Here is an 18,957-nt window from a genome sequence, read left to right as displayed (position 1 = left end):
ACGAAAGATTGGAGGTCACTATGGAGCAACAGCAAAAATCATGCGTACTTATACCTGACGCAGCGGACATAGATCGGTTATCTGAGCTGCACAAAGCAATGGGCGATTTCACTCGCATGAAAATCCTATGGGCGCTTATGGGCCGGGAATATTGCGTGAATGAACTGGCCACGCAAATGAATATGTCCGAATCCGCAGTTTCCCATCAACTGAAAATTCTAAAATTTGCAAAGCTGGTTTCCCCACATAAAGTCGGGAAAAATGTATTCTACGCTTTATGCGACGAACATATCAAGTGGATTTTAGAAGAAACCTACGCCCATATCTCTGAAAGATAAAGAGGCGCAGCCCTGTGAAAAAGGGTTGCGCCTCGGTACGGCGATTGTTTACAGCATATCGTAGGAAACCAGTTTATCCATAGGAATGCGCTGAGCGGCAAAGCGGTTCGGATCGCCCTCGCCCTCGGCGGAGTAGCCGATAGCAAGGATATTGATCGGCTCCAGATTGGCAGGCAGATGAAATGCCTTGCTCAGAACGTCCGGCTTAAAGTAGCATACCCAAACACTTCCCAGGCCCAGTTCCGTTGCCTGGAGCATCATGTGGTCCGTCAGGATAGAGGCGTCAATGTCGCCAGTCTGCTTTTTGTCAAAGGGCCGCACCCATGCTTTGTTGTGGTCTGCACACACGATAATTGCCAGCGGCGCTCCATAAACCTCGGCGGCCTCGCCCACTTTCGCAAGGGCCTCATCACTCTGGGCAACAATCAGATGAACCGGCTGAAGATTAGCTGCCGTCGGAGCAACGTGCGCGGCCTCCAAAATCTTGGCCAGCTTTTCAGGCTCCACCTTCTGATTGGTATAGTTCCGGACAGAGAAACGCTTTTTAGCGATTTCAAGTAGTTCCATAGTTATAACATCCTTTCTGTGTGTTCTATGTGTCAAATCAACCATCGACTATATTGTAGCACCGCAAATTTTTTTCACAAGAATGTACTTTCCGGGAAGATAGTACCCAAAAGGAAAGTGCTCTTTCGTCAAGGGAGGTACGAATATGCAAGCAGAAAACTTTAGTTGCCCTGTGGAGGCGACATTATCCTTGATCGGTGGTAAATATAAGCCACTCATCTTATGGCATCTTATCGAACAGCCACTTCACTACATGGAGCTTCAGCGGCTCATTCCAAAGGCCACAGCGAAGATGCTTTCGCAGCAGCTCCGGGATCTTCAGCAAAGCGGAATGGTTTCCAGAGAAGTAATACCGGAAAATCCTCCAAAGACAATCTATTCTTTAACACCCTTTGGGAAAAGCATTGTCCCCGTTTTGGAGGCTATGTGTAATTGGGGAACCAGTTATCTGGACGGACTGGATGTGCAGCTCCCTTGCTGCCCATCCATGAGAAAATAAAGAATCCGGCACAGCAGATGCAGACGCATTAAGCTGTGTCGGATTTCTTTTTATATTTGGGACTGTCGTACATAGTTGTACAGTAACGCAACCAAAACTGCCACAGAGTTAATCTATGATGGCATTACATTATTAGTCTTCAACTTCAACATGGAGCTGGTCGGCGATCTCATCAACAGACATCCCATTCTTCAGCGCCAGCTTGACAATTTCCTGGATCTTCTGTTTCTTTGTTTTGCGCTGCTTGCGGGGAGGCTTAGGGGCCAAAATCTCCTGCTTTTTCGCCTCAAGCCCTTTTATGCGATCCTGCGCCGCAGCGATTTTGGCGTCGTAGTCAGCTATGGCAGCCTGCTTTTTTTCTTCCAGTTCTGCGATGGCCGCTTTTACCTTTTCGATTTTGCAATCCACCTCTGTAGCTCTCTCCTGCGGGGTGCGGCGCGGGCGTTTGTTTTCAGACTCTGCCATGTAAATCACCTTCCTGATACTATTCACATTCTGGAGCACTCAGCGACCAATTAGGGGCGTTCATTTGTGCTATACTCAATAAGAGTAGCATATAAAATATGAAAGCGCAAGGGTAGGATGTCGAAATTGATGTTGCTGTATGGTTTGTCATGTGATAAACTAAATTGCATCATATAGTATGGGGGTTCGTCGATGAAACACTCTGCGCGTGAAGGCATTCCTATAGGCATGTATTCTGGCTCCTGTGGCAAACGGGAAATGCTGGAGCGCAATCTGCGTGACATGCAAAAGCGGAACATGAAAATCACGATTATAGATCCGCAGAAAGAATTGGAGTCCTTTGTTTCTGGTATAGAGCCAGATAAAAAGGGTACCTGATTTACAGACTTGAACTGTTTTATAGCGCAAATAAGGCCGGGTAGAGGAATATTCCTCCACCCGGCCAGTTTTGCTTTTACATGGATTCTGACCTTTACGCTAGGATAATGCCTTTCTCATCCATGCCCAAAATAAAAAGCAAAAACAACTGTCCAAAATAGCTCCTTTCATTCGTTTAAGGAATAAGAGAATGAAAGAGGTCACAATCGATGGTGGAATTACCAAAGAGTATCAACAGAAGATACTTGCAAGGAAAAATATAAACACAGTGACCTAACACTAACAGAAAGGAAAGGGTGATTTCGATGTTTTAGTCTATGGAAAATTTATATGATTTTTTCTACATGGGTAAATGGTTCCAGCCTCTATAAAGGGGTTATCTATTTCGAGTGAGGTGAAGCTGGTGTTTGAAGGATTAGTGAATGGAGTTCTTTTCAATTATACCTTCGTAGCTTTCACTATACTGCTATTTATTGCTGGTTGTATCATGGTCATAGTAGGAAAGAAAAAGAATAAAAAAAGCATGAAGATTATTGCTTATATCATTATCAGCGTATGCATCTTATATTTTGCTTTCCTGCTGTGGTGTGTTATTGGGTTCGGTAGCAATGTTCCTGCAAATGACCCAATCCCAATCAGCCCCACAAAATAAATACAAAACACCGCCGGGCAGAAGGAAAATCCCTCCGCCCGGCGGTGCCGCATTTGTTACACGAAATCAGCGCGTAGTTTAGGTATGTACGCTGTACTGGGCCTTTGCCAAATCCTCGGCGCCATGCAGTATGATACCGCCGCAGACTCCCGGGCCCCAAGATGTGACCTCTTCAAAAAAGAAGCTGTACGGCGCGCCGTCATCATAAATACAGATTTTCTCCGCATCCCGCCACTGAAAATGGTGTTCCAGGGTTTTCCCCAGCTTGTGCCGCAGGCGCGGCATTTGAACAACCTGATGCAGATTTTTCCTGCTGTGGAACTCATAGCGTCGTGTGACCTTCTCCGGGATGGAGAGCTGGCGCCACTTTGCGTCATTCGCATTTTCTCCGGCCTGCGCAAAGGCGTGAAACGGCCCATAGGGCAGCCGAACGCTTTCCTGCCAGCCCCGCACGCTGCCTCTGCCTTCTTCCTGCAGCCAGGTGAACTGGATCTCCAGCATCTGCACACCATCCGTCCCTTTTGCCAGCCGCAGGGAAGCAAAAGAGCCACAGTCGCTGCAAACCAGGTGGCTCTCAGGCCGTTGCTCCAACTGCTGAAATTCCCTGCGCAAGAGAGCAAACCGGGAGGGGGATTTTCGTCCCCAGGATACTGTGCGGATAAAAAGGATTTCCCCTCTACACTCTACTTTTACCATTGTACGATCATTCATCGGTTTTCGCCTCCTTCTGCTGTGACGGTTCTGCCGCGCGCATGGCCGCCTGTTCAATGAGGAAAACAGCTCCTTTATACTGCTCTTTATGGGAAGTCACTGCAGCGCCCCCCATAGAATCCAGATACTGCTGTCCATTTTTGGATTTAGAGATATACACATAGAACTGACTGCTGATATATTGGTCGCGGTCATAGCAGTCCAGATAATTTCTCGCCAACACGGCAACGGCGCCAATGGCCGCCGCTTTTTGTGTTACCAATGAAACTGCCATCTTCATCACAGTCCTTGTTTCTTCATCGTTCAAACTGCATGTGTAAATGCGCTCCAGAAACAGAACCAGCCTTTCGTCTGCAGGTGTCATTTTGCCTGTTGGTTGCTCCTGTGCCAGATCAGCAAAGGAGAAATCAAAGTCCGCCGGTCTTTGGAACGCCCCCTTTGTCAGCCGGACGCAGGCGCGGCCAACGACATCTTCTCCTTTCCGAATCAGGATCATCTTCTTGTTGGAGTCAAAAGCCGCCAGCAGGCATTCCCGCTGGCTTCCAGTCCAGCAGGAGAGGCAGGTGCTATGGGGCAGCTCTCCCAACCGCATCGTACGGTAAAAATCATCTGCTTCTTCTGCGAAGAACGGCCCCCGCTCCAGCGTAAGATTGTGTTTCCATGCCGTTTCCTGCGCCTCGCTGATGGGATATCGAATCTCCCGCTGAAGGTCATCGGTAAAGTATTTCAGCGTGTAGAATTGCCCCATCAGTTCAGCCTGCACAATCCTGCGCAGAGCCTCGATAGCCTTGTCGTTACCCTGCAGATAGCCGTACAGAGAGTGCGCCATCGCACTCCCGCCGTGCAGCAGGAAATTGGTAATCGGCTCCTTGTGCTGCTCCACAAATTCATCGGTGAAGGAAAGCCTCTGCTTTAGGTCCAGCCAGTCCTGATCCATGGTAAGGACAGCGGCACAAACCTGCGTCCAGTCCTTTTGCCCGGCAATCACCGTCTCGTTGTTAAGCGCAAAGATAGCATCGGCCTCTGATTGGAGTTCCGGGATGAACGCTTGCAGCTGCGCATACCGTTGCAGTAGCCGCATGGCCGTCTTCCGTGTCAAGCCGTGAATGTGCCCAAAGGCGCCGCGGTACCACTCACTAAACGGCTTTTCCAGCAGGCATTGGGCAAGCTGCTCTATTTCCTGATCTTCCATATAGGGACTGATCAAATCATATTTCAACAGCTGGCGGAGGGTAAGCAGACGCCTGTCCACCGAAAGGGGCGTCAGCAGGGTATAGAGGCGGACATAGACCTTATCCTGCCGCCACAGCAGCCGCATTTCTTCAAAGGTGTACTGTTGTCCATCTTCCAACAGGTCAAAGTAGCTGTTTCCGCGCTCTACCGTATCACACGCCTGCAGGTTCTCCGCTGTGAGGCTGTTAAGGTTGCTATGCTCGCGGAACTTGTCCTCGAACAGAAGCGCATATCGCCCAAGAGACAGGAACAGCTCGCTGTGCTCGCTTACCAGGTCCAGAAAATGCTTTTTCCCATGCTGCACCGCATAAGTAAGAACGGGGAACTGATAACGGCGGATGGCTTCAAAATCCAGACGGAGCCTGCCGGAGTACAGGGCATTGAGATAGCTCAGCTCATTGCACAGGATCTCCTGCCGTTGTTCTTTGTCCAGCGGCTGGACGCCTGAGATAAACCAGTTGAGGTCATATTGGCCCGCATGATTCTGCAGCCACCGCTCAAAGAAGGCGTCAAGATCCTCTGTATCGAAGTCGAAGACGCCCAGCAGGCGGCGAAACTTCATCACATCGGCCATCTGCACCCAGCCAAGGTCTTTGATCCGCTCAGCATCCAGCGCCAGTGTCACACCCTGCCGGTAGAGCAGTGCAAGGACCCGCTGGAGCGGCCGGTTCTGTTCCAGTAATTCCAGCGCCGTTCTCTCATTGTCATGCCAGTTGAACAGGTATGGCCCCAGAAACGGAAGCCGCATCATACCTCTTTGCGCATCCGTCAATGTGGAAATCTCATCCCATTCCGCTGCCGGGAAGGTATTGAGATTATCAATGATAGCCTGTTCTTCTTCCTCATACTTGATAAGCGGCAGGTAGTATTTCATGTAATAAAAACGCAGGGACGATGGAAGATCTGCACCCGCCGCTGCCAGCACCCGCTCCTGCGGATACTGTATCAACTGCTCTCCGCAGTCTTTCGCCGACCGAAGCATACTTGTGACCGGCTGGTCATCAACTCCATAGTCACACAGCGCCCGATAGAGTACGGCAAATTCCGGCGTCTTAACAAGTTCTTTCTGAATGCTCATGTTCTCTTTGCCGGAGCGCAGCCTGTCCTGCAATTCAAATCTTTCAGCCCGCTCGCAGGTCTGATCCAGAGCATCCTCAGGGAATTTCGCCGTCAACTCCGGTTTCAGACCGCTTTTTTCCATACGGGTGAGCAGGGACAAATGTTTGAGCGTGTTGATCATGCGGCTTCACCTCCTACGATAGCCTGTACCATTGTCAATATCTCTTCTCTTGGCCGGGGTTCATACTTCACCAAATCCCCGCACAGTTCGAAGAATTGCTGCATTTCCTCTGCTGCAAGGGTCTGGCCACAGCCTTTCGGCCATTCCAGCAGCTTTTCATAGACCATATCCAGCGCCATATCTCTTGACTCGCCATAGCGATATCCACGCAAAAATAGCGCCAAAGATTTTGCGCTGCCGTCATAATGCTGTTCCAGTTTTTCCTGGCGCTCCATGCTCTCCCGCTGCCGCCGGCATTCCTTTTCCTGCTCTTCTTTTTCAGCAGCAGCTTTCCGGTCAGCCTCTATTTCATCTTTGGAGTAGAGTTGCTCCTTCAACTGCCTTGCCTCACCGCTGTTGCAGGCGCCACGGGCCAAAAGCAGCCGTAAGACAGACGCCAACAACGGCTTTTCATAGATGTGCTGTACTTCTGGGTTCTTGAGCGCACAGAGGACAAACGAATCATATTCTTTCGGTTCCATCTGGAAGAATGAGGCATCGATCCAGTCAAACAGCTGACGATACTGCTCCGCCGTAAGGAACGGACGGGTCATCGACATCCTGAAGGCGCTTCTGCTGTAATAGCCTTCCTCCTGGACAAAACTTTTGTGGAAACAGAACCCGTCTCCAAAGATCTTCCGGAGCTGGGAAAGTGTGTACTGGCTGAACAGCTTTTGCGCAAAGCGGTAGCACCGCCAGCTGGAGATTTTCAGCGCATACTCCTTCAAAAGCTTCAAAGGATAGGAATCATTCCCGTCGCCCTTATGCTGCTCAAAGAACTGCCACAAATCAATCTCCTTGCGTTCCACCAGCAAAGCAAAGCTGCGAAGGCCATTCCATTGGTAGCTGTCAAAATACTCGGCGTACTCTGCGCCGGTCAGATCCCGATAACGTGCCAGCCAGCGCCGCAGCGGAATCGCCGCTTGGGAGTGGAGCATCTGTTCGGTGAACAGTTCCAGATAGGGCTCCTTGTCCAACTCCTTTGCCAATATGTCATACTGCGGATCGAATACATCAACGCGATAGGGGAACCGTTTTTGAATCTCCAGATTCATCCAGAGGATGGTACGGGGCGCCGTGGGGGCAAGTCCTGGCTGGACAGCTGCCCACAAGTCCGAATAGCCTTCATATTTGATCTCAAAGCTTCCGTAAAACCGAAACAGCCAGCCGATGTACGCATAGATCTCTTTCGGCTGTTCCTCCGAATGGTTCAACAAGGTCTGGACACAGGCTGTTGCAATCTTTTCTGCCGTGATCCCTTTAGCCGAGAGCCGGTCTGGTATCCGGTCTGCCCACATTGCCAGAGAGTTTGCCAGCGCGATCTCCTCCGTGCTGTATCCAGCAGTGTGCAGAACAGTAAACTCCCGGCTGTCAGCCTTCATGTTCATATAGGGCAGCTTCATCAGCGTCCGCAGTACAAGGTCCGCCTTGCCTCGATAGCGTTTGACCTCTTTGGTATAGATACGGATGAACCATTCCAGCACGCCAAAATTCCATTCCAGGGAGAGTGTTCTGTCCGGCCCAAACAGCCGTATCAACTGCGGCCGCATGGCCCTGTAGCCGTCCTCCGGATCATCAAACAGGGAGAGCACAAACAGCGCCTCTTCTGTTCTCACATATTCTCTGACGGCCAATTCATCCAGCCGCGCGCGGCGTTTAGGGGCGTCGTCTTCCAGCAGATAGAGCGCACCTTGCAGGTAAACATCTGTCCCATCAGCCCTGCGAAGTTTCTGCAGGAAATTGTTCCGCTGATTGCCCACAAACATTGTGCTATCCTGAATCTGGCGAGTGTAGCCCAAGGCCAGCGCCAGCGCGCGGAGGATGCGCAGATCCGATCCCAGCTTTTCCTCAAAACGCTCCAGCACTTCGCCGGGGTAGCGCAGATTATAAGGCTCAAAATAGCCGGACACATTCTGTTCTTCCTGCCAGATCTGTATTGCTTTCAGCTGGCGGTAAGTTATTCTGGCCTCATCGTTCTGGGCCGTCCGCACGATCAGTTCAGCAAAGGCATGATACAGCGTAAGGTCAACGACATTCTGGTAGGCGCTGTATGCCGGTAGGATTTCCTGGATCACGAGATTTCCCTCCTTTTTCTTTTACTGCGGCCAATACCCGCCAGTGGAGTAGTTCCATTCAATCGTCCCATCATCATAGATCTGAGGGCCATGGGCAGTCAGGCTCCAGCCGTCGGACAGCCTCGTGAAGTAAGCTATCGTTTCACAGGGGCGGATGCCCTTTACACGGTCGGTACAGCGATATTGACTGCCATTGCGGTTGGTGTAAATATCATTGACAACGGGAATAAAATATTTTTTCTCCATTTGAAGTTCCTCCATCAAAAGTATGGGGAGAGGGCCGCAAGCGGCGCTCTCCCCATTTTCAAACATTGATGACTCAGTGTGTCACGCCACGCCGGCCATACGGAAAAATTCTTCGGGCATCAGCACCGGGATACCCAGCTCCCGCGCCTTGGACAGCTTGCTGCCAGCCTTCTCACCGCAGACCAGATAATTGGTCTTACGGGTCACCGAACTGCCGGCCACCGCCCCCAGCGAGGCGATCAGGCTGTTCATCTCGTCGCGAGTGTAGGGCTCCACCTTGCCAGTCACTACAATCGTCTTTCCAGCAAAAGGATTGCTTTGATCGGTCGCCTGGTTTTCAACGGCGGCCGGTTTCTGGATATTCATCATCATCTGTAATTCCTCCCAAACACAAAAATTATCTTCATCGCAGAACCATTCATGGATGTTGTTGTGCAGCGTATCTCCGAAATCCGGGAGCTGACGAAAATCGTAACCCGCATAGACGGCATCCCGGAATTCCTCAAGGCTGCCGTGAAATTCCCGGCACAGAACGCCGCCGGCTGTGTTGCCTATCATGGGAATGTCCATGGCGATCACATACCGTTCAAAAGTGGTGTTACGGCTCGCCTGGATGGCGGCCCACAGGCGCTGCCAGGACTTTTCGCCGAACCCCTCCATACGAATGAGCTCATCCTTGTGCTGGTCCAGACTGTAAATGTCCATGTAGCTGTGAATCCAGCCACGGCCGATCAGCTTTTCCAGGGTCGCCTCGGACAGTCCCTCGATATTCATCGCCTTCTTGCTGACAAAATGGACAAACTGCTTGAGTTTCCGCGTCTCACAGGCAGCATTGTCGCAGAACAAAGTCTTAATGATCCGCTCCTTGCCATTTTCGTCCCGCCCCTTGGTTTCGTGGATGCGGGTGGGCTGCCCGCAGCAGGGGCACTGGTGCGGAAATATTCCGTCCAGACTGAAACTGCCTCGGTCGATGTTTTCTTCCACATGCGGAATAATCATATTCCGCTTGCTGACCAGAATGCGGTTGCCCAGCATCAGCTCCAGGTCCTCAATGAAGGACAGATTGTGAAGGCTGGCCCGCGATACCTCGCACCCCTCAATTTCTACCGGGGCAAAGACAGCCACCGGCGCAATCTCTCCAGTCCGTCCCGGCGTCCATTCAATCGAACGAAGCGTTGTTTCAAAAAGCTCGTCCTCAAACTTGAATGCCAGACCATCCTTGTAATGATGCCCTGTGCGCCCGCGGCTTTTGGAAAAGGCGATGTCATTGTAGGTTACAACAATACCGTCGATAGGGATATCGCTGTCTTTCGCATACTGCTGCAGCTGCTTGATGCCATCCTCGGTCTCTTCCTGTGTCAACGGCCGCTTGGTCACCAGATATTTGCAGGGATTGAAGCCTAATTTCTGAATCTCCTTGAGGCGTTCTGACTTTCGGGGCAGGTCATCAAAGCCCACCAAAACGCTGAACGGCATAAAGGTCACACACCGCCCCATACATTCTCCGGCATCCCGCAGGCGCACCGATCCGGCCGCTAAATTGCGGCCATTCTTGTAGGTCTCACCGTTTTCGTCCACTATCGAAGTGTTCAGCCGCTCGAAATCACTGGGGCGGATGAACGCCTCCCCAGTGACCACCAGGCGCCCCTGATACTGGATGCGGGCCGGGATGCCGCTGATAGCTCTGGTGTTGTGGGTGACGATTTCACCCACATCGCCGTCCCCCCGCGTAGCAGCCTCCATCAGTACGCCGCCCTCATAGGTCAGCTTGATGGTGAGGCCGTCCAGTTTGAGCATAAACATCACCTGATGCTCACCCATAAACCGGCACAGCTCCAAACTGCTTTTCACCTTGTCCAGCGAAAGGAGCGGGATCTCATGGGTGGCTTTCTCCAGCTTGCCCACCACGGGATAGCCCACGGTGGCCGTGGGAGAATTCGCCATCTGAACGCCTGTTTCTTTTTCCAGGCTCTGAAGTTCGTCAAAGAGCCGGTCATAGACCTCATCGCTGACGCTGGGATTGTTGTGGTTATAGTATTCGTTGCGGTAGCGGTTGAGCCGATCCGTCAGCTCCCGCTGCTTCCTCAAAATAGTTTGATCCATTATGCTGCCTCCTTGTCCAGAACACGAAACGCCATGATCAGCGTTTCCGCCGTCTTTGTTTGATTCATGTATGAGCTGCATACGCCATCCTCAAATGACCAAGTGCTGGCCGCTCCCCACCACATCACGGAGCCGCGCCCTTCGTTCGCCGCATTGATGCGGGGAGCAGGCGGATTAAGAATTTTGGTGTAAAAGCCCTGAGTATTTGCCAGTGTGACCTCCCGCAGTTCCCCAACACATCCAGGCCGGCAATGGTCGGTGACCACCAGCCGAGTGCCAGGCCGCAGCGTGCGCTTGAGCTGGTTTAGATTTTTAATCATGTCTGCCTCCGTTTGGTATAAGAGCCGCTTCCTGTATTTCCAGCATCCATGTGCTGGAAATCCCTAAGTAAAAAGGATGCCTGTATGAAAATATCAGGCCCTCTCTGCCATCTGGAAGCAAACGGTCGTCCTCCCATACAATCGGTGGACCACAGATAATATCCACGGCTTTCTGAGCTTTGATATTCAAGACACTTTTCTTCATCTGCCTGCGGAGCTCATCTTTATCACGGCTTACGGCCATGACCTTAGTTCCGCGAAATCCATCGTCATCCCAGGCAAGAACAAGGGCATACAGCGGCGCGGTCTCAGACTTTGTTTTTGAGCCCTGAGTTTGTTCACGGCCAACTGCGTACCGCCCAAAATTCAATTCCTGAATGATCCGCAGGATAGCGTCATCATCCTCCCACGGAGCAAAGAGGGTGGTTCGTCCGGGGCCCTCTCCCACATGTACCCTTACGGTTTTATCGTAGATCTGCATCAGCACATCGGGGCGCTGGGCGCAGACTACGGCCAAATTCCCAAGCTGTTTCATTGATTCCTCCTTTTATTCCACCCGCAGCCAGATCACGATGGGCCGCTTGAGGTCAGCTGTCACATAATTCTTTCGCACATTGACGGGGCGGTAATATCCATCCAGTTCGCACTCCGTACTCTGCTCAATACGCCCTTCGTCCCTGGCAAGATATTGCCGAAATGAACGCAGGGTGTGCAGGCGTACCGCCAGCGGATCGCTTTCCCGGCATAACAGGTCAGCACAATACACATAGCGGCGCGGTTCTTCTTTGAGCATAAAGCCATAAGTCATATACCGATGGCAACGATGCCCCTTTGCCCGTTCAATGTGTTTCAAAAAGGCCACGCCGACTTTTCCACCCTGAGTCAAACAGATGTTTCCTAATTGGCCGCGCTGGTCAGATGTCAGTGGAATCTCCATTTTCTTCTGACCTTGCAAACCTTTGTAGGCACGAAAGAGCTCCGGTGCGTAACGACAACCGCGGATTTCATACCAAAACCTGCTATTGCTCATAAAACCTCCTTCCTAATACAGCTGGCCGGACGCCCCAAAGGACGCCCGGCCATTGTTTTACTGTGTTATGCGGCTTCCATCAGGTCAGCTTGGAGCACCGTCAAAAGTGGCGTTCCGGCCAATTTCCCTGTTCGGATGGTGACCTGATTTTCCCGCAGTTCCTCAAATTCTTTCATACGCAGTATCTTGCTTGCTTTCGCCAGTGCAAGATCTTCCGCTGTCAACCGTTTGGCAATAGATTTCTGCCACTTGCGCAAAAATCCAGACGCATCTTTAATGTCATCCAACTGATTGTCGCCCAGTGTCCGCTTTTGGCGGATCGTCCCATTCGGCTCAACTTCCAGTGTGTAGTACGGCTTGTCCACTTCTTCGGTCCGGCGAAGGAACAAAACATAGCTTTCACGCCGTTCTATTCTTTCCCAATAGCGTTCTACATTCCCGACGCAGTGTGAGAGTACCGTTCCCTCTGTCATAATGTCCTCGATCCGATTAGGAACCAAGACGGTATATTGCTGGTCTGCATACTCATATTTGGGTCGTATCTCCTCAAAAATTTCCTCGATGTGCGGATACTTCTTGAGAACATTTCCCGCTCGAATAGCCATACCCGCATCGTGATGGAAAAACTTCAGCAGTTCATCATGCCGTTTCTTCACATTTTTCACGCGGTAAACCGCTGCGCTGTCCATGTTCAATTTAAGGCGTGATGCCATAGCGAGATAATCGTCCCATGTGGTCAAAACCTGACCGCATTCCATGCGCAATTCGCGCATTTGCCGGCGCAGATAGTTGCACACCTGGACCGGGCTCATTCTTCCACGCAAGAAATTTAAGTCTTTCGGCTCAACTTTCTGCTCACAGAACCATGTAATGATGTGGTTCGGAATCTCCCTGCCTGCGGTTTTCTCATACCGCAACCAGTTCAAGAAATCCCATCCACCCTGGCCCTGACGGAGCCGCTTCATCTCCTGCGCATTGATTCCCAACGTCTTGGCGAGGCCAACTCCGGGGAGCATTTTGATTTCCTCATATTCCGAAGCGTCCCGCATGAGATCTTTCGCTAAGCCGCCCAAGCCAGCTTTGACCAACTGTTCCAGAATCGGCCTTTTGTTTAGCGTACGCAGGTAGTGCTCCGGATCAATCTTATGGAGCAGATGAATTGCCTCCTGAAGCCCAGAATATTTAAGTTCTCTGGCAAATAGGGTGGGGAGAGTTTTCCCGTAAATTGCCCCTTCCCAGTCCTGATGCCAATAATTGCGCCAATAGCTATAGCTATAGACCCGGTCGGAAGGAATCCAGCGAGTTTCCCGGTTCCTGTAATCATCCCAACAGTAGACGCGTCCCTTCCAGTTATTTGGCGTAAAAATTGCCCGCCTCTGTTCTGTGATGCTCATGGTACAATGACGATACCCATCGGTTCTTGTATAGGATCTCGTGCCGGAAAACTGCCGGATCACAAACCCATCCCTACACCGCTGGATCAGGTACATGAATGCGGTTTCCGTCCATACATTATGGCTGCTTTTCCCTATGGATTTATAGGTGATGGGCCTCCCGCAGCAAGAACATCTTCCGCTCTGATTGTGACGCGGCTTGCGGATAGGAACCTCCTTCTCACAATAGGTGCAGTACCCTGTGTCCGCGCCTTTTTTGCTATACTGATAAAAGATATAGTTCTCCGGGATGCCGACTTTCCTACACCACCAGTCCCAGTCTTTTGGCACAGCCGGTATCTGTGAAAGATCCGCATCCCACGGGTCTGTTTCTCGGCGGTACAGTTGCGTGAGTGCGTCTTTTCGGACTTTTAGCTGGTAGTCCAGCAGGCCCTCATAACCGCCCCGTTCGCCGCCTAGATATTCCTTGATGTGCTGGTAGCTGGCTTTTCCGCTCCAAATTTCCGAAGAATTCAGAACATAGCTCGGCCACGGCAGGAAGTCCAGTTTTGCGGTCAGCCATCGGTTCCCAACCCGGTCATAGGTAAGAAACTGTGCCTTCTCTGCATCTACAAATACCTCAAAGGCCGGTTCTTTTGTTCCCATGCGCAGATGCTCCGGGAGAAAAATTGAGACCTTCAGGATGCCATCAAAAACACGGCTCCGGATGTAACGGCCCCTCTCATAGCCCTGATATTCGTAGCTATACGCCCCGTAGTATCTTTTGCGCGTCATCAACTTATCTGCCATAGCGAGGCTTACCATTTGCTTGGTTGCACGAAGCGCCGGCAATTTTAATAATTCTTTCTTTCTCATTATCGTCCCAACCTCACTTCCCAATCCACGCTATACCATGTGTCTGGTAGAATTTTTTTGCCATCAACACGACTAATCGCTATCTTTTCAATTTCATCCCCCTCCGGGGATTCCTTGGCAAAAGCCAGAATATCTCCCACCTTGCCTCGGGCAATCGGATCTGGCCCACGCACTACTGCATAACCATTGTGTGCTTCCGCATAGTTTTGTCGCACTGTGCTGCTCAAAGGAAGCTGTGGGTGATCTACCATGTAAGCAAGTCCATGCAAAATCAATTTGTCTGCCTCTAACTTTCGCAGGACATTCAACTCTGTACAGGCTATTTTGGAATCTATGCTATCTTCGTCTAAATCCCCGCCGGCATCCACAATGTAATACTCTGCCTGATTCACATCACTGTAATAGTTCAGACAGTCCAACGGGTTTTCCGCACAATGAAAACCATTTTGAGCGCAGTTCGCCTTCTCCGTTACATTCAGTCCCATCTGGAACTGATAGCCTCGGCAAATCAGGCCGGGAAGAAATCCCTTATATGCAATCATGCTGCACCCCCTCAGCCCGCTTTTGCCATGCCGAGATCCAGTAGGGACAACTGACCGTCACCAGCAGGCTTTTTATCTGCGACAGGCTTCGGCTTGGGGTCCGTCTTTTTCTTTTCCTGCTTCTTCTTGGCGGCCTTGGTTGCCTTGGAGGAAGACTTTCCGTAGTAGGGCTTCGGCACAAACTTTTCCTCCTGCTCCTGATCCTCTTTGGCGTCTGGATCACGGAAATAATCCTCTGCCCACTGGTAGCACAGATCGTCTGGAACATCACAGCCATACCCCTGACTGCCCGGGCCTGGCTGAATACCGCTTGCTTTGAGTTCGTCCTGAATGTAGTCCCAGGCCTTGCGGCTGATATATTGGAAGCAGTGGATCATTGACTTGCGCGGGTGCATGGTGAGGCGGGCAAAAGCGATATCCTCCAGGCACTTGGTCTGGATAAATTCCGCCACGCACTCCTTCATGTTGCGCCGGGTCAGCTTTTCTGTATCTGCGCTGACTCTCTGCATGGAGGCGTTCACCACCTCGTCATCACTCATTGCCGCCAGACGGTCCAGCTGCTCCTGCTCGGCTTTTTTCTTTTCAGCCTGCCTGGCTTCCCATTCTGCCTTACGCCTGGCTTCAGCAGCCTCATGTTCCGCCCGGCGCTTATCTTCATCGGCAGCCGCATTGGGCTCGGCAGGCATCTCCGGCTCTTGGTCGGCATCATCCCCATCCGTGTCCTGCGTGTCTATGGAATCAGTTTCATCCTGTTCTTCCGTTCCGCTCGCCACTTCCTGCAAATCGCCATCCACATCGGCAGTGGACGCAGATACCGGTTCTACGGGCGTGGGCGTCGATGCCCCGTCAGACGGCGGTACCGGCAGTTCGTCAAAGGTTTCCTCATCCTCAAAGGGATTTCCCACCGGAAACCCTTCCGTGGTGGACTTTTGCCCCTCCTGCATATTCAGCGACATTTCCGAAAAATATCCCATAGTGATCTCCTTTCTGTTGTTAAGCAAAAGGCATGGAGCAGGCTAACGCCCATTCCATGCCTCTGTTACACTGTGTCACAACACATAAAGTAATGTGCTGTAGCTGTCAAAGCAATAGCACACCACATCGGGGTACTGCTTTGACCATTCCTTGATCTTATCTTGTACTGCCTGGGCCGCTTTGCTAGCCGGACCATTCCACGGGGGCGGTATCGTCACCGTGAAAAAGCCCCTTTCTACGCTGGATTGCACATCTGCGTCCAGATGGGCGCATCGTTCCAGAAACGCCATAAGCTGGGCCGCCTTCGTCCCGTTCACGACAATCATCAAAACCTCTCCTACACTTCTCTCATCATGCTTTTTTCGCAAGCATCGGTGAGAACTTTACCCGCTTAAACTGCTCTTGCCCATTTACATAGTAATAGTCCCGTCTGGCGCCGTGATCCAGCTCTACCACATCGGAAAGAGTCATCGGACGCCCACGGCAGCCTTCAGGCAGATGCTCCCGGCAGTCGGCAAACAGGCGTTTCAAAAGCGCGTCATCGGCTTGTCCAGCCGGGCAGTAAATCTCGCCCGCTCCCGCCACATAGTACAGCGCCGCAGGCGGCTGCTCATAACCGGCATCTTCTAACGCTGTAATGTCCTTGAATGCAAACGGGATCGCTTTCTGTTCGTCCAGTTGGAGCTGGTAGAGCACAAATCTCTGCTTTCTCCGCTGAGGTTCCAGCAGTCCAGCGAGGGCATCCCGGCCACAGCGCAGAAAAATCTCATGTTCTTCTTGCGTCAGCCCCAGGTACTCCGTCAGACTGACATTCTGTTCAGCCCGATGCTGCCACTGCTCAGTGCAGTCCTCAATGTGGGCCAGCTCGCATAGGCCGCACAGATACTGCTCCTTGAAGCTCAGCTTTTCAATTTCTCTTTGCCGTTGGTTTTCGCGGCGCAGAGCCAACTGCCAGTCATCGAATCCTTTGTAGTTGGGATTCCAGGTCAGCCGCCGACAGTTCATGCCGTGCTTTCGAGCTGTCAAGTAAATCTTCGATGCTCCCGCCATGGTCATGTTATTGTTGTACTTGTCCATATCATGGGCTTCAATGATTTCTTCCGTGCCGTTCTGCGCCAGGATAGCAAACAACGCGTCCAGCGGACCGGTATTGTTGGCTCCGGCAATCGCAGCGAAAGTACGCCCAGTCAGGCAGTGGGAGATGTCGGCTTTCAACAGCCCTTCGATCACATAGACCACACGGGCAGATGGGTCGCCTACCAGATGTACCGGACTGCCTGAACCTGCTCCATCTCTTTTTGAAGAGGATGAAAACCAGATATATTTGGCGCCTGTTTTTTCCGGTGGGTCATCTTTGTTCTTCAGTGGGACATCCAGCATGATCTGAAATCCCTGTATCCTGCCATCAAAACCGATGGCGGGGATCAGTATGCCGGCTGTCTTTTTGTAGAACGCCATGGTCCAGTGTCCATTATCGTCCCGATAGAATCCTGGCACTCCCTGCACCTTGCAGCCCTGCCTGATCAGCCGGTCTGTTATAGAGCGGCACAGGAAAGGCGGCGGGGTGCTCTTAAAGCCCAGAGCGTCGATCTGCTTATCCGATAATCCACGTTTTGGAGAACGCAGATGTTCCCGGTGCGCTGGCCGCAGAGAAAGCTGGGACAGCAGCAGGGACAGCGTTTGATGGATCTCCGCTGGGCTGGCCTTATCTGACTGTGGTACCATTTCTCGCTCGGAAAAAGAATGAGCGGCAGCGGCCGTCCGGGTCCCCAAGGGTGGGGACCCGGTGCTGGCCGGCTGCTGATGAGCGCCATTCCCGGAGCGTGCGTGTTCCTCCTGGATATTGTCACACAGAGCTTCTGCGATCTCCCAGTAGGCATCAGAGGTAGTCGTATGGTTGAATTCAGCATACAGAGCCAACATCCCGCCATATTTCCCGCAATAGTTGCACCGCCAGACATTTTTTTGAAAATTAACATTCATCTTGCCCCGGCGGTCACCGCAAAACGGACAGTCCACATAAACACTGTTCGCTTGTTGGCGCCTAATGCGCAGATTCAGCAGATTGACAACTTCCATGATGCCAAAAGGAAATTCATCCGGGTATGAGCCCATCTGTCATTCCTCCCTTCATGCCCGCGCTGGGGTTCCATATCAACTGGCCTTCTGAAGTGAATCGAGGACCAGCTGAGCCGCGGCCCGCACGATGTTATCCTTGCTCTTGTTGCCGGGAGTCAGATAGAACCGCAGATTGACAGGCCTCTTCTTCGCCACCTCCGCGATGGTCATCCCCCGGCAGACGCCGCTGTCAACAACGACCTGCTGCGCCTGCTCCAGCGACATTGCCTTCAGGATCTCCTCCACAGGCGTGTCCTTGGTGTACGCAGCCGCCACATGCACAGCTCCGTTTTCCGGGAGCTCCTGCGTTTCCTCGGCGGCAGACGGAGCCGCTTCCGCTTGCTGGACCGGCAATTCGGTTCCCGGCGTGCTGACAGGCAGTTGATCCGCTTCACCAGCGGCGCCCGCATCGTCCGGTCTGTCCACCATATCAGCAGGAAGCACATCAGCCTCCCGGCCAGTTTCTACCGGCAGCTGCTCCTTCATCGCCGTTTCTCCGGCACCCAATACTACGGCATTGGGAGATACGCCTGCGTAGACAGCCTCAGACGCCTTGTGCGGCGTCACAACGCTGCCCGGCGAATTCCCCTCCGGCGCGCCATCGGCCTTCTGAGCGCCTCTGACGGCCTTTTCCGGCGGTGTCGTCTTCACTGCGGGAGTAACAGGGGGCATACCAGCTTTGACTGCAGGCGTTGCTTCATTTTCCAGCTCCCCAGCTGCCTGTACATCAGCACTCACAAGCTGAATACCGAATCCGGCGTCCGAAAGGGCCTGGCTCAACGCCTCGTTTTGGGCGGCCTTCACAAAGTCCTTATTGTCCTGCTTAGTCTGCTGGACAATGCTCATGCTGAACGGCTCCGCATCGCTGCGCTCCATGAATACCTTGGCCTCGAAAATCGCCATCTGGTCGGTGATCCGCATTGCCGTCACACGCATACGCCCATTGGGATGCGCCATACGGAACCAGAGTTTCTGGTAGGGCAGATCCAACTTCATGGAGTTGCCGGCACGCCGGAGGAATTTGAGCGGGTCAAACCCCGGCACTTTGTTCAGCTCTGCGGCTGCGGGGATAGTTTCATACATCGTTTTGGCATTGTTGCTGTCGTTCATCTTCACAATTCTCCTTCCTGTGTAATAAATAGGGGACGCCGGGCTTTTTTCTGCACCTTGCGCCACA

The 18,957-nt window shown here is 52.1% G+C and carries 19 protein-coding genes; 3 read left to right on the top strand and 16 right to left on the bottom strand.

Features of this window, described 5'->3' with window-relative positions:
* Window positions 1-20 precede the first annotated feature (20 nt).
* Complete coding sequence (locus TQ39_RS08735) at window positions 21-338, top strand: ArsR/SmtB family transcription factor (protein WP_050005259.1); 318 nt, start codon at window positions 21-23, stop codon at window positions 336-338.
* A 48-nt stretch (window positions 339-386) separates the two neighbouring features.
* On the opposite strand, the gene TQ39_RS08730 is transcribed toward TQ39_RS08735, so the two are convergent.
* A complete protein-coding gene (locus TQ39_RS08730) occupies window positions 387-905 on the bottom strand; it encodes a nitroreductase family protein (protein WP_050005258.1) in 519 nt (172 codons plus the stop codon).
* 145 nt (window positions 906-1,050) lie between these two features.
* Here TQ39_RS08730 and TQ39_RS08725 point away from each other — a divergent pair, with 145 nt between their 5' ends.
* On the top strand, window positions 1,051-1,404 hold the full coding sequence (locus tag TQ39_RS08725) for a winged helix-turn-helix transcriptional regulator (RefSeq protein ID WP_050005257.1): 354 nt from the start codon (window positions 1,051-1,053) through the stop codon (window positions 1,402-1,404).
* 132 nt (window positions 1,405-1,536) lie between these two features.
* On the opposite strand, the gene TQ39_RS08720 is transcribed toward TQ39_RS08725, so the two are convergent.
* Window positions 1,537-1,869 (bottom strand): restriction endonuclease subunit S domain-containing protein, encoded by a 333-nt coding sequence (locus TQ39_RS08720; protein ID WP_050005256.1) that lies wholly within the window; start codon window positions 1,867-1,869, stop codon window positions 1,537-1,539.
* 192 nt (window positions 1,870-2,061) lie between these two features.
* Between TQ39_RS08720 and TQ39_RS20825 the strand changes: the two genes are divergently transcribed.
* A complete protein-coding gene (locus TQ39_RS20825) occupies window positions 2,062-2,247 on the top strand; it encodes a hypothetical protein (protein WP_156146250.1) in 186 nt (61 codons plus the stop codon).
* A gap of 730 nt (window positions 2,248-2,977) precedes the next feature.
* Here TQ39_RS20825 and TQ39_RS08705 read toward each other — a convergent pair.
* The 14 genes from TQ39_RS08705 to TQ39_RS08640 form a co-directional block, all read right to left on the bottom strand.
* Window positions 2,978-3,610, bottom strand: coding sequence for a hypothetical protein (locus tag TQ39_RS08705; RefSeq protein WP_050005253.1), 633 nt, complete (start codon window positions 3,608-3,610; stop codon window positions 2,978-2,980).
* Complete coding sequence (locus TQ39_RS08700) at window positions 3,603-6,083, bottom strand: hypothetical protein (RefSeq protein WP_050005252.1); 2,481 nt, start codon at window positions 6,081-6,083, stop codon at window positions 3,603-3,605. Before TQ39_RS08700 ends, TQ39_RS08705 begins: the two co-directional genes overlap by 8 nt.
* The gene (locus TQ39_RS08695) at window positions 6,080-8,197 is read right to left on the bottom strand and encodes a hypothetical protein (protein WP_050005251.1); all 2,118 of its coding nucleotides are present in this window, start codon (window positions 8,195-8,197) and stop codon (window positions 6,080-6,082) included. Before TQ39_RS08695 ends, TQ39_RS08700 begins: the two co-directional genes overlap by 4 nt.
* Before the next feature lie 21 nt (window positions 8,198-8,218).
* A complete protein-coding gene (locus tag TQ39_RS08690) occupies window positions 8,219-8,509 on the bottom strand; it encodes a hypothetical protein (protein ID WP_156146248.1) in 291 nt (96 codons plus the stop codon).
* 15 nt (window positions 8,510-8,524) lie between these two features.
* Window positions 8,525-10,546 carry an NAD-dependent DNA ligase LigA gene (gene ligA / locus TQ39_RS08685; RefSeq protein WP_050005249.1) on the bottom strand — a complete coding sequence of 674 codons (2,022 nt, stop codon included), beginning with the start codon at window positions 10,544-10,546 and terminating at the stop codon, window positions 8,525-8,527.
* On the bottom strand, window positions 10,546-10,866 hold the full coding sequence (locus tag TQ39_RS08680; protein WP_050005248.1) for a hypothetical protein: 321 nt from the start codon (window positions 10,864-10,866) through the stop codon (window positions 10,546-10,548). Before TQ39_RS08680 ends, ligA begins: the two co-directional genes overlap by 1 nt.
* Complete coding sequence (locus TQ39_RS21640) at window positions 10,859-11,401, bottom strand: hypothetical protein (protein ID WP_242853473.1); 543 nt, start codon at window positions 11,399-11,401, stop codon at window positions 10,859-10,861. Before TQ39_RS21640 ends, TQ39_RS08680 begins: the two co-directional genes overlap by 8 nt.
* Before the next feature lie 12 nt (window positions 11,402-11,413).
* The gene (locus TQ39_RS08670; RefSeq protein WP_050005247.1) at window positions 11,414-11,896 is read right to left on the bottom strand and encodes a hypothetical protein; all 483 of its coding nucleotides are present in this window, start codon (window positions 11,894-11,896) and stop codon (window positions 11,414-11,416) included.
* 65 nt (window positions 11,897-11,961) lie between these two features.
* Window positions 11,962-14,145, bottom strand: coding sequence for a PcfJ domain-containing protein (locus TQ39_RS08665; protein WP_050005246.1), 2,184 nt, complete (start codon window positions 14,143-14,145; stop codon window positions 11,962-11,964).
* Window positions 14,145-14,687, bottom strand: a complete 543-nt coding sequence (locus tag TQ39_RS08660; protein WP_050005245.1) for a DUF7666 domain-containing protein — start codon at window positions 14,685-14,687, stop codon at window positions 14,145-14,147. Before TQ39_RS08660 ends, TQ39_RS08665 begins: the two co-directional genes overlap by 1 nt.
* An 11-nt stretch (window positions 14,688-14,698) precedes the next feature.
* Window positions 14,699-15,661 (bottom strand): Cas9 inhibitor AcrIIA9 family protein, encoded by a 963-nt coding sequence (locus tag TQ39_RS08655; protein ID WP_050005244.1) that lies wholly within the window; start codon window positions 15,659-15,661, stop codon window positions 14,699-14,701.
* 75 nt (window positions 15,662-15,736) lie between these two features.
* Window positions 15,737-15,988 carry a hypothetical protein gene (locus TQ39_RS08650; protein ID WP_050005243.1) on the bottom strand — a complete coding sequence of 84 codons (252 nt, stop codon included), beginning with the start codon at window positions 15,986-15,988 and terminating at the stop codon, window positions 15,737-15,739.
* Between the two features lie 25 nt (window positions 15,989-16,013).
* Window positions 16,014-17,777 (bottom strand): YodL domain-containing protein, encoded by a 1,764-nt coding sequence (locus TQ39_RS08645; protein ID WP_050005242.1) that lies wholly within the window; start codon window positions 17,775-17,777, stop codon window positions 16,014-16,016.
* A gap of 39 nt (window positions 17,778-17,816) precedes the next feature.
* A complete protein-coding gene (locus TQ39_RS08640) occupies window positions 17,817-18,890 on the bottom strand; it encodes a hypothetical protein (RefSeq protein ID WP_050005241.1) in 1,074 nt (357 codons plus the stop codon).
* Between the last annotated feature and the right edge of the window lie 67 nt (window positions 18,891-18,957).

Source organism: Ruthenibacterium lactatiformans (genome assembly GCF_000949455.1).
Taxonomy (GTDB): domain Bacteria; phylum Bacillota; class Clostridia; order Oscillospirales; family Ruminococcaceae; genus Ruthenibacterium; species Ruthenibacterium lactatiformans.
This window is presented reverse-complemented; position numbering and strand designations above follow the sequence as displayed.